Below are 14,274 nucleotides of genomic sequence, written 5' to 3' on the forward strand. Positions count from 1 at the left end.
AGGCAAACCAATCTATATTGTGTTGGATAATGCGCGCTATCAACATTGTAAATTAGTGATGACTACCGCTGAACAACTCAATATCAACTTAGTCTTCCTGCCTCCTTATTCCCCGAATTTGAACCTGATTGAGCGATTATGGAAGTTTGTCAAGGCTGAGGTTTGCTCTAGTAACTATTACCCCGATGCCGCTTCATTCCAAAACGCGATTGTCGGCTTTTTGAATCAACTGCATCAAAATGACCTCAAAAAACAGCTCAAATCTAGGCTTACTCTCAATTTTCAGCTTTTTGACAATGCACAAAACTTGGCGGCGTGAGGTATAATGCCCAATTAAAATTTCAAGTTATAATTTCTAAACAATTAATAACCAATTGTTTATTGAAAAAAACTTGCATTAACTTTTAATAATCATCAACTTAGAGTCTTTTTAAGGTATTCGCACTTGAAACCAAAAAATAATTTACACAAAAACGGATATGAGTAAGTGGGATCATTCAAATTGTCAGATTTTAGCCCCAAACATGATAAACCCTATTCGAGAGGCAAACATAATCAGGGAAATTTTTTATACTGTGCGGACTCAGGTTTTGTGCAAATATGGTTTAAAAAACCTGATTTTACAGAATTTCACTGAAACAATTTGCACAAAACCTCACTTCGCGAGGTATATATTAAAATTATCTCTATGCGGTTTTTGAATTGCAATCACATAGATTTAGTTTTAGTAAAAATGAGTGGGGAGGTTATAAAGTTGCTTTTTTTGTACATTAAAGTGGTGGTATCCACTTTTAATAGCCCTTTGATCAGCCGCAGCATCTAATAATTGCCATTCATAATTATTATCTCCCCTTCCAAAAAAAGCATTGTTGAAATGCGCCCCATTTGTTACTATGTCTTCAGTAAAGCCTAACCTTCTCATTGCCTGTCCCCAAAGATAGTTGCCATAATCCATTCCATTGTAACAGATGGTTCCACTTAGGGCACTAGTGGTGATATACAAAACATCACCTTGGATTTCGTATAAATTATACGTGCCCCAAAAGTCCATTTTCCCCTCTCTTGATTTCGAACCGCCCTTTGAAGGTCTACTTTGTCTATAAGCATAGTCCCATTTATTTTCTGATGTATTATCTACACCACTTTTTTTCATTGCTTTTGAGATATCAGAATCACTAACAACTTGAAATTTATATTTCCCCCGCAATGCCTCAGAACGATCTAAATCAGCGTCATTATAGGAAAATTCTATTGAATTTGAATACGTTGTATTTCCATTTTTATCCGTCGACTGATTTTGAAAATATAAACCAGTAGCTTCTTTTTTTCCGTCTTTTACAGTATATAAATGTGATCCATTAGGAGCAAAAACATCAATTGAATCGCCATTTATATCAACATATCGAACTGGGTTATTAACAGCATATCCATAAGGAGTAAATGGAAAATATTTCTCTGCAAATCTATCCGATGTAGTAAATCTTCCAATCCCCGCATCATACCACCTAGCCCCATAATCATTCCAGCCCAGCCCAAAGTCGCTATTCAGTTCCTTCCCATTGTACTGGTAAGCATTATCCCTGGCAGTCACATCATTCTGCAACCAAGCCCCCTCAAACGCCAGCCCAAATGCATAGTAGTGATTCTCCTGCAAAACATCACTTGTACTCGCCGTCCCCGTGATGTCCACTACCCCATTCGCATTCCGATCCGTGAAGACCAGCCGCGTATTCCCCAAGTGGTCTTTCATGTTGTATTCCTTGCGCCAGGCGAGGGTACTCGACACATCCACATTGGTATTGTAGTAGCGGCCTTCGGCGTGGAAGACGCTTTCTACTCTTTTTACTCCCGTACCCGTCTGGCGGTATTCGATGCCGCCGGGCAGGTAGTCCTGGATGTATTGCACCGTAGCGGCTACTTTGACGGTTTTGCGCAGCTTGGTACCCGCAGCGTCGTACAAAAACTCGATGGTATTCCCCGTAGTGAACGTGATCACTGTCGGCAAATTTAAGTGATTGTAGGTTATGGTGCTGACATTTTTGTGTAGATTTTTGTTCAGGTTGCCGTTGCGGTCGTAGGTCATGGAGTTGTCTACGGTGGAGAGCAGGCCGTTGAAGCCACGAGATTTGGCATCGCCAGCGGTGAGCGTACCATCCAGCACCTTGTGCAGGCGGTTGGTATTGGCGGTATAGCTGTAAGTCAGGTTGTCGATCTGGCCGTAGGTGCAGGTGCTGCCATTGGTGTAGAAGCCCGTGCGTTGCAGGGTTTGGATGTTGCCGCGCAGGTCGTAGGTAAGGTTTTCGTTGTAGTTGTTGGTGCCAGAGATCACGCCCGCGTCGGAGTAGTTGTGAAAGGTGGAGCTGCTCAGGCGGCTGAGGTAGTCGTAGGAGTAGGACATAATCTGGGCTTCGCGACCGCGTACCCGAGAGGCGATCTGGCTGATGTTGCCCGCTTTTTGGGCGGGTGCTGCGGTCAGGCCAGAGATGCCGGTGAAGGGCTGGTCGTAGCGGATGTCCATGTAAAAGAGGTCGTTGGCATCGTTGTAAAACGTGCGGGCGGGCGAGGCCGGGTTGGGCATGGCCGGGGTACACAGTGCCGGAGTGTTTACGGTGGCGCTGGTGCTCCAGCCGTTTATACTGCTGAGCCAGCCCTGTGCATTGTAGCTGAAGTCTACACTTTGCAGCCAGCCCCATACACTGGCCACCTGGTTGGCGTGCAGGTTTTTCTCTACCAGTTCATCGCGGTGGTTGTAGTTGTATTCGGCGATGTGTTGGCCGATGCCCCCGATGGTGGTCAGGAAGTTGGTGCGCCGCCCCGCATGATCGTAAGTATAGGTATTCTGGATGCTGAAGGCACCAGTAGCACCTGCTGCGCCGGGGGTATGGGTGCGGGTTTCGGCCAGGGCGTTATCGGCCCAGTCGTAGCTCATGCTCAGGGCTTCGGCGTTGGTTACCGTAGGGTTCAGGTGGTTGTTGCCATTGATGGCGGTACTGCGCCCGTGGGTGTCATAATCGATCACGTTGTACAGCCAGGTGTTGCTGGCGTCCAGGATTTTGGTTTCGCTTTTGCGCACCTTGCCCTGGTATTGAGGGTTGGTGGTCAGGCTGAGTTGGGTGCTGCCATCAAAACCGTCGTACCAGGTTTTGCTCAGCACTTCACTGAAGGTAAAGGCGGCATCGGCATTGGCGGGAAAGCCCGCTACGAAGCCACTTTGGCTGGGGCGGCCATAAGCATCGTAAGTAGTACCCAGGCAACGGGCTTGTCCCAGTTGCATGCTGTCTTGCACAAACACCAATTGATCCCGCAGGTTGTAGCGCATGCTGATGCTGCCCATGTCGGGTACTTTTTTGCGGGTCATGCGGTCGCGCGCATCGTACTGGTAGGCAAACACCAGATCGGTGGTGGCCGCAGCTACGCTAGGGGGCATCACCCGAATCACCCGGTCTTTGTTGTCGTACTGGTAGTAGGTATCAGCAGGGCTGGTGTTGCCAGTATCGGTTTGGCGCTTGAGGATCAGGCGGCCTTTTTTGTCGGTATAGCTGATGCTCACGCGGTTGTCGGGGTCGGTTACGGTGGTTTTGTACAGCGTGCCTGCGGCAAAGTAAGTTGAGCTGCTGCCCGGAATCAGCACTTCGCTGGCGGCATTGGTGCCATAGGCCGAGGTAATGGCATACCAGTCGGGGGGCGTTACCGTGAGGGTGCGGCTGAGCGGTGAGGCTTCAAAGGTGCTTTGGGTGTACTTGGTGCCAACGGGCGGGGCAAAGTAAGTGCCATTGGTATTGGAACTCACAAAGGGTAAGCTTTGGCCGTACATGCGCCCCTGGGTGTCGTACAAGTAATGGTTCACCACATCGGTGGCGCTGCTGGTGGCGCCATCTTGTCCCTTGGTGGGGTTGTGCTGGATTTTGATGTCTTCAATGGGGCGTCCCAGGCCATCGAGCAGTTGGGCCGTGGCTTTGGACACCAAACTGCTGCCGCTTACAGCCGTGAGGGCCGTAGTGGATTTGACGGTATTGTACAAGTAGGTGCTGGTGCGGTAAGCGTAATCGTAGGTGGTGACCAGGTTGCCCGCTCTAGCCGAAGTGGTTTTGAGGCGCTGGAGTTGGTCGTAGGTGTAGTTCACTACCTGCCCATCGATGTTGGTGATGCTTTTGACCAGACGGGTATTGGTAAAATAACTGTACTGCCAGACAAAATTCTGATAAGTGCGTTTTTTGACCAGGCCGTTGGTTTCCCATTCGTAAGTTTCCTTAGGCCAGTTGGCCACCGTAAACTCCCAGGGCAGGCCATTCATGATGTTGATGCGATCCAGTGTGCCTTTGAGTACCCAGGCTGCCCCCGCTGCAATCGTTCCGGTATTGGTAAAGGTGGCTTCGTAACGGTGGTGCTTCCAGGGGTAAGGATAATGGCTGGCATTGTCGGTAGTGGTGGGGTAGCCGTTGATGTCGTATAGGCTGTAGTCCATTTTGGTGCCATCAATGGTGTCTGCTCCGATATAGACTACGGTTTTGATGGGAGCACCAATCAGGTTGAGATTTAGCAGTTTGGTGCGCAGTGGGCTCGTGGCCAGGTCATGGACAAAGGTGCTTTTGGTATTGGTCACTACCCCATTGCTGTTGGTGAAGGCAGTCAGGGTAGGTGCCAGAAAGCGATTTTGGGAATCGTAAGTGTAATTGCTGGTGGTAGAAACGCCGTCGCGGGTTTCGGTGACGCTTTGGAGGCGACTGAATGGAGAGGTGCGGATGCCGTAATGGGTGACAAACATAATGTACAAATTGCTGCCAGAAGGTTGCAACACCCGGGCTTTGCGTACCCTCAAATTCAAGCCTGCCTTAAAGGAATAATTCTCTGGATTGCGGGTGGAGACTGAATTGGAGGCCTGGTATCCGCTGTTGTCGTAGGCGCGCGTAGCTTCCTGAAATCCAGCAGTGTTGCTGTAGGCCACTGGCGCGGAATAGGGACCTTGGTCGCCGACGATGATCATGCCCAGGTCAAAGGTATTGGTCGTGTATTCGTAAACGGTTTTCCCTTTTGCCAAAGCTGCGCCAGTTGCATTGTATTCTTCTACTACCCTTTTGTAGGTGACATGATAGCCATTAAAGTCGCCCAATGGCGTAATACTGGAAGCATAGGCAATGAAGGAGGTGGATTGACCAGTTTGGACAATACCTCCGTACTTGGGTTCAAAAATCATTACCCCGCTGCTTTCGCTGGCAGAAACTTCTGATACATATTTATAGGATTTGTACACATCATTGCTGGTTGCAATGCCATCGTTCAAGCGGATTTGCTTGATGCGCAATCCGCCTACAATCCGGTCAACAGGAGTATTGGGGTTGGCAGTTTCTGTAAAAAAATACAAAACACCTCTCCCATTGATCAGGCTTACGGTGAACCGATAGGTAACTCCACTTTGCAGATTCAAGTCGCTCAACGGTAAAATGAGCGAATCTACCACTGGCATGGCAGTGGTAGCCGTACGCGTCAAATTGAAACCTCTAGAGGTAATAAAAGCATTCGTTGTGTTGTTGTACACATTAACCGTAATAGAGGCATTGGTATAGGGAAGTACGCATCCTGTACTACCTGGAGTAGGGGAAAGAGGATACAGCTTCATCCCCATTTTGCCTGTGCTCAACTGTGGGGCAGTAAAACTTGCGGTAGGGCTAAAGCTTTGGGCACTACAACACAAGGCAGTTGAAGTAGAGGTACAGTTTTGGATAGGCGTACCTGCCAAATAGGTTCGGGAGGGAGCAGAGGAGGCATACTTGGTAATCCGGTTGCCTTCAAAAGTAAACTCAGCAAAACCGCCTGTCGGGTAAGTAATTTTGGTCAACATTCCCTGAAGCATGGCCGTTTCGTTGGATTCTCGATTGGCATTGCCATAAATGGTACTGATTCCGTTCCTTTGGTAGGTTGTTGGAGGAATATTAAGGGTGATTTGACTTTCGTTACCAGTTGCCCCATTGTGAAATCCCCAATGGTCAATTGCCCTTGCAAGCCTACTTGGCAGCGTATTGCCATTGTAGGTAAAAACATAAGGTGGAACAACATTTGTCACACCATCTTGACTCATCTCCTGCACCTGGGTGAGCCGCAATCGCTTTCTTTCAGCCTGGGCTATGCCTGTTCCATCCGTAATGTAATCATAGGAAAAGACTATTTTTTTCTGAAAGAGGTTCGGTGTTTGCCCTGTGGATATTTGAATCTCATCCAACCTTTTGGCCGAACCTACATCATCTCTGAGCGTATTCGCCACGAAGGTTACGGTTTCGGTTCCAGTGGAGCTTGTGATTCCGGTCAAGCGCTTGCCTGAAGCATCCATTTGCTGATAGTAATGAAAACCATCATCGGTTCCACCTGAGCAATCGTAGGCCGTATTCGCCGAACTTAGTGCTACGTTGTCTGAATAGGTGCAAGATCCTGGTTGTCGATAGGTCGTTACTTCAGTTGCGTATTGAAAATTGATCTGAAATTTTCCATCGTGCGATTCTATCCGCGTTAAAAACCAGGAGGTCTTATAGCCATTGGGACTTGAGGTGCTGAGGTTGGTTTGTTCGGTATTGTTTTCTGTCCCTCCCGGAGTACTGCCGAAATGGTAACGTGTTCCGTCAGGCGTAGTAATGGTGAAGCGGCTAAAAACGCTACCAGTGGTAGTTCCTACTTCGATTTTTAGGTCTTGCTGAGGGATTAAAACTGCATTTTGGAATTTATCGAAAACGAATTTGCCACCATATCCAGCAAAATTGAATGAAAAAACATCGGGTTCTGCATCGATGGCTCCGTTTTCAATGGAAGTAGCCGCAGTGCTTTGAGCAGACTCAATAATGGAGCAGCCATTATCTCCGGCGCAACTTAAATAGGTTGTAGCATAATTGACCGAAAGTCCTGAAAAAGTAGTTTCTAGCCCGGCATTGTACCCCAAATAATAGCCCTGGTCATCTTCTTTGCCCACCACCTGCCTGGTCACCATCCCTCCTGCGTCCAATGCCCAACCCAGGCCCACCCAGGAAGCCGTTTCGGCTATTTTAATTCCCGAAGAATGGTAGCTCAAGCCAATCGGAACAGACAAAGGGCCGCTACTCACGGTATGAATGGGAACGGAGATATTGGGTACACCCGTGTGGTAACTTACCGGAATATCGGTGTACTTTCCCAGGGCCGCAGCATTGGGAGCAGGCAAAACCCCATTTTTGATAAATGAATTGGTGGGCTGTGTCCAGGCAATAGCACCAAGCACCAAAACATTGAAAATGGTAAAGAGATATTGACGCAACATAAGGATTCAATTTTGGGGAATTGGGGGAAAGGTTTACTGTTGAGAGATGATCAATTTGTCGCTAAAGCGTTTGCCATCTATCACCACGTGGATGAAATAGACCCCGGCAGGCTGTTTGGAGCAGTCTACCACATAGCGTTGAGATCCGGCATGATTGCCATTGTTTTGGAAAACGATGCGACCAAGCTGGTCATACAGCAAGGTTTGGTACTGGCCTTGTGGCGAGCTGGCCGTAAACTCAATGCTGAGCTGCCCTTTGACCGGGTTGGGAAACACCTTGACTGAGGTTTCGTTTTGAGGAATTGAAGCCTTGGTTTCAATGGCCTCCAAGGCAATCGGTTCCAGTACATTATTGCTTTTGCTACAGGAAGAGGTACCGTCTCCGAGTTTACCCCGTGGCCCTTCTTTGGCCAAAACGGCCAACATGCGGGCTTTTTGGCCTTCGGTAAACATGATGAGCTGTTCGTCATCCGAGTTGTCCATAAAGTTCATGGTCATCTCTATACTTTGGCGGTCGCACATGCTGATCTGTTGGTAATAGCTGACTCCATAGTTGGGTGCATTGTGGATCGGAGTATCTTCCACATAATCATCGGCGCAAGGGATGCGTTCGTTCCACAATTCATGTACCCCCAGGTAAGTACCCACCAAGTGGGTGAGGGTTTTGCCGCCCGCATATTCGGCAGGATTTAGCCGAGCGCCTACGCCAATGAATTTGTAGTCGATCACGATGCCGTCGGTTGCTTTGTTGCCTCCGGGCATTTGCGCCCAACCTGCTTTATCGTCAGCGAGTTTGCCTACCCAGATATTGAGGTAGCGTTCGGTATCCCAGGCATCGGCACCAGCAGCTTTGTTGTATTTGATGGAATCGTTGCTGCTCCACTCTTTGCGTGAGGTGGGAACGTAGCGGATCGCAAACTCTTTTTTGAAGTCTTTAGGTGGCTCGGCCAAACAGAAGCTGAGGCCGAGTTTGCCCAGTTTTTTGTCGAATTTACCTTCGGTGTAGCCATACCTTTCTGACTTTACCACCGGGTCAGCTTCTCCAAAATCGCGGTTTAAGGCCGCCAATTGGGCATTGATTTCTTCAGGACTGGGACATACCTCTCCTGCGTTGTATAGGATGTGGAATACCACCGGAATGGTTAATTTCTTGGATTCCACCTTGAACTTGTCGGAGTAAAGGAAGCGTTCAATGGCGCTTTGGGAGGCAAGGTATTGGGGATTTTCCTTCTCCAGTCTCGCCATTACTTCCTGTGTGGCATATTGGCGGTAAATTCGATTGGGGGTTTGGGCATGGAGCGTTTGCAGCAGCAATACACAGACCAGGAGGCTTAAGTGAGGCAATGATTTCATAGGCAATGCTCGGGTTTTGTTTGCAGCGGTAAAGATCAGACGTATTTTGGAGAGTACCCCACCTGGGAGTTCATAGCATATGAACTATAGGTTCAAGTTCAGTAAAAAAATCCCGGCATTCCGTAAAAAGCATTGTGCATTTGAAATTAGTTTGTTATTTTTGGAAGCATAATCACTTTATTCCCAACCCAAAACCGAACCTGATGCACTGGATACTGAACAACATCAAACGCATTCGCATCTCCAGAAACTATACCCAGCAATACCTCGCCAGCGAACTGGGCATTTCCATGGCCTGGTACAACAAGCTGGAGAACGGCCACAAAAGTTTTCGATTGGACCAAATAGACACAATTGCCAAAATTTTGGATGTGCCTATTTCCTCCATAACCGAAACAAATAATGTGCCCCCCCCCGAATTTTCAACAATTTGGAAAAGAAACTCCAGGACAAGCCTCCCAATTGGGTGAGGTATTGAGCGAGATGCAAGGCATCCGGAAGATGCTGGAAGAGATGAGAAATGGATAAATAGGAAATAATAACACGATCTATAAAATACCCGCTTGATTCGAAAACCGGAGGACACTGGTTTGTATTACTATAACCTGGCTTCAGTAAACTGCTCTGATTATTGGAATCATCTGCAAAACATCAGTAATCGCTTCAAACTTTTGCGCATCAGCAAGCATCACTCTGTGTATTCAATTCAACCTCTTTTTCCCAATATACTCCAACAAGTTGCCCAATATTCACCAAGATTGCTATTTTTAAACCAAAACATTCCATGTTCCAAAATCACCTCAAACTCGCCTTCCGCAACATCCGCAAAAACGGGTTTTATTCCGCCCTCAATGTACTCGGATTGTGGGCGGGCATCCTGTTTGCCTTGCTGATCGCAGCCCACGTTTGGGGCGAGTTGCAAGTGAACCAACACCTGCGCCATGCCGATCGGCAATATCTGTTGACCAGCATCTGGAAAAACCCCAACATCGGCTTGGACTTTACCTGTGCGGGGCCTTTGGGACAACGTTTGAAGGAGGCTTACCCACAGTTGGTGGCCAATTACTACCGCTGGGATGGCATCATGTCAGAAGTTGCAAAGGGGGATAAGGTATTTCGAGAAAGCATCCAAATTGGGGACAGCACTTTGCTTGTCATGTTCGGTTTTGAACTGCTCTACGGTGATCCGCAGAGCGCCTTGACTAGGCCTTATTCGGTGGTGATCACCGCAGAAAAAGCAGTCAAATATTTTGGAAAAACCGATGTAGTTGGCCAAACCCTTCGCATCAACAATTTTACCGGTGGTGGCCGCGAGTTCCTCATCACGGGTGTATTGCGGCAGCCTCCAGAAAACTCCGTCACTCAATTGCTTGGCAACGAAACCAGCGCCTTATTTGTGTCGTTCAGCACCGCACGCTATTTTTTCGATCGAGAGGTAAACGATTGGAACAACATCATTTACCCCACTTACCTCGAATTACAGCCCGGGGTGACTGCCGCCGATATGGAAAAACCCATCCAGCGACTCATCCAGCAAGAGGCTGCCGATTTTGAAAAGGAAAACCTGAGGGTGCGCCCTGTTGCCTTGCAGGATTATCATCTCCAAAAAAACAAGGCTCTGGTCAGGCGGATGTTGTTCACTCTTTCGTCGGTGGGGGTGTTCATCCTGTTCATGGCCATTTTCAACTTCATCAACCTGGCGATCGGGCGATCGGGTTCGCGCATTCGCGAAATCGGGGTACGCAAGGCACTGGGCGGCTTGAAACAACAATTGGCGCTTCAGTTTCTGTCTGAATCCTTAGTCCTGGTGGCTGTGGCCACAGTACTTGCGTTTTTGTCGTACCCACTTGCTCAGATCCCTTTTGAGCAGATCGTGGGTAAAAGGCTGCCTGGACTAATGACGTTCCCCGCAGCGTTTGCCTTCTTGCCCTTCGCTTTGGTGCTTGTGGTTGGCCTCCTGGCGGGCTTGTACCCGGCACTCTTTCTGTCCTCAATGCGCACGGTCGAGTCTTTGAAAGGAAAGCTCGGTACGACCAATAAAAGCTTACAACTGCGCAAATACCTGGTCGGTTTCCAATTTGGAATCGCCAATTTGGTCATCATTGCGGCGCTGGTTGTGGCAGCACAAGTCAAGCATTTTTTTGGCAAAAACATCGGCTACAACACGGAGTTCGTCGTGTCTGCACAGGTGCCCCGCGATTGGACGCCGGAGGGCCTGCGCAAAATGATGACTGTGCGCGACGAAATGGCCAAATTGCCGGGGGTGCGCAGCGCCTCGCTCTCTTTTGAAATTCCCAACGGCAACAACAATGGCCAACCGCCCGTCTACCGAGCGGGTACAGATTCCACCACTGCCGTTGTTTGTCAACAACTGACCACTGACGAGAATTACCTCGATACTTACCAGATTTCGCTACTGGCCGGGGAATACTTCAATCAAAATGGCATCAATTACACCAAAGTTGTGCTGAACGAACGTGCGGCATTAGCCATCGGTTTCCCGGATGCTGGATCGGCCATCGGCCAAACTTTGCGCATCCCTGGAGATCCAACGTTGTACACCATCAAAGGGGTGCTGCGGGATTTTCACTTTGGCTCTATGGCTGCCCCGATCCAGCCGATGGTGGTGTTTTCGTTAAAAGGCAGTGTTTTGTACCGTTATCTTTCCTTTAAAATTGCCCCAGAGGGTATCAGTGAGCAGATGGCCGCACTCCAAAAAAAATGGATAGAACTAATGCCCGGCAGTGCGTTTGAGTACACGTTTATGGACGCGATCCTGGCAAAAATTTATGCTGCGGAATTGCAGATGAAAAGATCGGCCTATGCGGCAAGTGCCCTGGCTTTGCTGATTGCATTGCTGGGGGTGTTGGGCCTGGTATCGCTCAACCTGCAGCGGCGGGAAAAAGAGGTGGGGGTACGCAAGGTCTTGGGTGCCTCGGTCTTGGGCATCATCGGGCTATTTATGCGGGAATTCCTGCTCATCTTATTGATTGCGGGGATCGTAGCTTGTCCGATTGCGTGGTATTTGCTAAGCAGCTGGCTGGAAAATTATGCTTCCCACATCGAATTATCCCCTTTGGTTTTTGCATTGTCCCTACTGGGAATGGCTTTGGTTACTGCGCTCTTAATCGGATTGCAGAGTGTGAAGGCTGCTCTGGCCAATCCGGTGAAGTCGCTGCGCAGCGAGTGAGTAATTCAATTATGCATCCAGCTAGCCCTGAAAGGGCGGTATATTTTTAAGAAAGGGCAATGCCCTTTCGATCTGACAGGTGCCTGTGTTCGTACTACCAGCCCTGAAAGGGTGACATCACTCGGATTGATGATGCCGCCCTTTCAGGGCTTCGTAGTTTAACAGATCTATTCGCAGCTTAGAATGGGCAACGCCCATTCTTGAGGTGATGTCGCCCTTTCAGGGCTAGTTCATATTGTGTAATGTGCGTAAAATCTGGCAAATCCCTACTTCAAAACCGGCAGCACAATCTTCGAAGCAAACTGATTGTTGTGGTAAACTTTGATGTTGCTTTTCACAAAATCCTTGTTGCTGCAGTTGTAAATGTCGATGAATTGCTGTGGGTTGCGGTCGGCCAGAGGAAACCAACTGCTTTGGATTTGCACCATGATGCGGTGGCCTTTTTTGAAGGCATGGGCAAGGGAGGGCAATTCGAACTTCACCTGTTCTACTTTACCGGGCACAAAGGCCGATGGGGTTTCGAAACTCTTTCGGAAGCGGCCACGGAATATTTCTCCCCTCACCAACATCTGATAACCACCCATTGGGTAAATTTTCGCAGCATCCTCTTCGGCATAAATGTTGACGGCATTGTACCCGAGATCGTCGGGGAAGACATCAATTATTTTCACCACAAAATCGGCATCGGTGGTAGAAATACTGGTCATGATGTCTGCGACCACATTCCCGGCGATGGTCACATCTTCCGTAAGGGTTTCGGTTTGGAAAACCAACACATCTGGCCTGCGTGCTGCAAAACGCTGATCATCGGTCATGTAGGTTCTGCTGCGGTTGAAGTGCACATCCTCGGTGTAAGGCACGGGCTTAGCGGGATCGCTGAGGTACTCGCTGAAACCTTGGGCTGCAACGGGTTTGTTCCATCCCAGTTTTCCATCGGCTTGCAGGTACATGGCTTGGTCGGTTTTACCAACGGGTGGCCATTGATTGAAGGTTTTCCATTCGTTGGCTCCGCTGATGAACACGCTGGCTTCGGCAATTTTCGACACATCGCCTTTGCCTTTCAGGAAATAATTGAAGAAAGGGATTTCGATGTTTTGCTGGTACCAGGTGGAGGTATTGCTGCCAAACTGGACGTTGCCCAAATGCGTACCATCGTTGCTGGCCCATTGCCCGTGGTACCAGGGGCCTTCTACAATTTTGTTGAATGCCTTGCCAGGGTTGTTTTGCTCGGCAGCCAGGTAGGCATTCCAGGCGCCCCAGCAATCCTCGGCATCGAACAATCCTCCTACCCAAAGCATGGCGGGTTGTAGGCTTTTGGTGGCATTGCGGGCATCTCTGGCTTTCCACCAGGCGTCGTAATTGGGGTGCACCATGAGTTCTTTCCAGAAAGCGATGCTGTCGCCCATGAATTTCGACAAGTTTTTCAGGTTGCCTGCTTCCAGGTGAAATTTGTAGTTGTCGTGGCTGCTGTAATTGAACTCTTTGGGCCCAACCGTGGTGGGTTTGGGGCGGGGTTGCCCAAAACCGGAATAAAACCCGAAGGCATCCAGTTGGAAAAAAGCGCCATTGTGGTGAAAGTCGTCGCCGATGAACCAGTTGGTCACCGGTGCCTGCGGGCTCACCGCCTTCAATGCCGGGTGATTGCTGGCGGCGGCCATGGTGGAATAAAAACCGGGATAGGAAATGCCGAATACCCCTACATTGCCGTTGTTGTTGGGCAGGTTTTTGATCAGCCAATCGATGGCATCGTAGGAATCGCTTGCTTCGTCAATTTCGGTTCCCTTTTTATTGGGATTAAAGGGGCGGATATTGACGTATTCTCCTTCGCTCATCCAGCGGCCGCGCACATCCTGGGTCACCATGATGTAGCCTTCGCGGAAGTAGTTTTTCAGGTAGCCGTTCCAAACCGATGCAAATGCCTTTTCGCCGTAAGGCGCACAGGAATAAGGCGTACGGCTCAGCAGGATGGGGTGCTTTTCCTGATTGTCTTTGGGAATGTAAATGGAGGTAAAGAGCTTGATGCCATCCCGCATCGGAATGGTTACTTCTTTCTTGGTGTAGTTGTTGACAATCCATACCGAATCGGCATTTTGACAGATGGCCTGAGTGGAAATGGCCAACAGGAGCAACAGGTAGATGTTTTTCATGGTTAAGGCTTTTGGAAGGTGAAAATACGTGCAATTTTTTATGTGTTGCTGTGTTTTTTTGGTTGGTGAGTAGGGGTAATTTTTGGTGAGAGGTGCGCTGTGCTTTTGCGTTGGCTTTGGCACATGCTTTGAGGCAGATTAGAGGTAAGGAACGGAAATAAAAAAAAGTGAATGTTTTGATTATAATGAAAACTTAGGCAATTTTTTGATATAATTTTGAATGCAATGAAAATGTATTGTATTTTATGTGCTTTACGGGGGACTGGCAAAAACTGGAGATTGATTTCGTTGCTGAAAAAAACAGC

6 protein-coding genes are annotated in these 14,274 nt (G+C 48.7%); 3 read left to right on the top strand and 3 right to left on the bottom strand.

Going from position 1 to position 14,274, the window contains the following annotated elements:
* Nucleotides 1-319, top strand: a 319-nt coding sequence (locus tag ABW391_RS25665) for a transposase (RefSeq protein ID WP_353484764.1), incomplete at its 5' end; no start/stop codon positions are given.
* Between the two features lie 405 nt (nt 320-724).
* Here ABW391_RS25665 and ABW391_RS25670 read toward each other — a convergent pair.
* Together ABW391_RS25670 and ABW391_RS25675 are read right to left on the bottom strand one after the other, a co-directional pair.
* A complete protein-coding gene (locus ABW391_RS25670) occupies nt 725-7,279 on the bottom strand; it encodes an RHS repeat domain-containing protein (RefSeq protein WP_353484765.1) in 6,555 nt (2,184 codons plus the stop codon).
* A gap of 33 nt (nt 7,280-7,312) precedes the next feature.
* Nucleotides 7,313-8,632, bottom strand: a complete 1,320-nt coding sequence (locus ABW391_RS25675; protein WP_353484766.1) for a zinc-dependent metalloprotease — start codon at nt 8,630-8,632, stop codon at nt 7,313-7,315.
* Nucleotides 8,633-8,835: 203 nt separating this feature from the next.
* On the opposite strand from ABW391_RS25675, the gene ABW391_RS25680 reads away from it, so the two are divergent.
* Nucleotides 8,836-9,102 carry a helix-turn-helix transcriptional regulator gene (locus ABW391_RS25680; protein ID WP_353484767.1) on the top strand — a complete coding sequence of 89 codons (267 nt, stop codon included), beginning with the start codon at nt 8,836-8,838 and terminating at the stop codon, nt 9,100-9,102.
* 314 nt (nt 9,103-9,416) lie between these two features.
* The gene (locus ABW391_RS25685) at nt 9,417-11,822 is read left to right on the top strand and encodes an ABC transporter permease (protein WP_353484768.1); all 2,406 of its coding nucleotides are present in this window, start codon (nt 9,417-9,419) and stop codon (nt 11,820-11,822) included.
* Nucleotides 11,823-12,088: 266 nt separating this feature from the next.
* On the opposite strand, the gene ABW391_RS25690 is transcribed toward ABW391_RS25685, so the two are convergent.
* Nucleotides 12,089-13,969: a CocE/NonD family hydrolase gene (locus tag ABW391_RS25690; protein WP_353484769.1), complete on the bottom strand. Its 1,881-nt coding sequence runs from the start codon at nt 13,967-13,969 to the stop codon at nt 12,089-12,091.
* Nucleotides 13,970-14,274 lie beyond the last annotated feature (305 nt).

Source organism: Haliscomenobacter sp., from assembly GCF_040403615.1.
Lineage (GTDB): Bacteria > Bacteroidota > Bacteroidia > Chitinophagales > Saprospiraceae > Haliscomenobacter.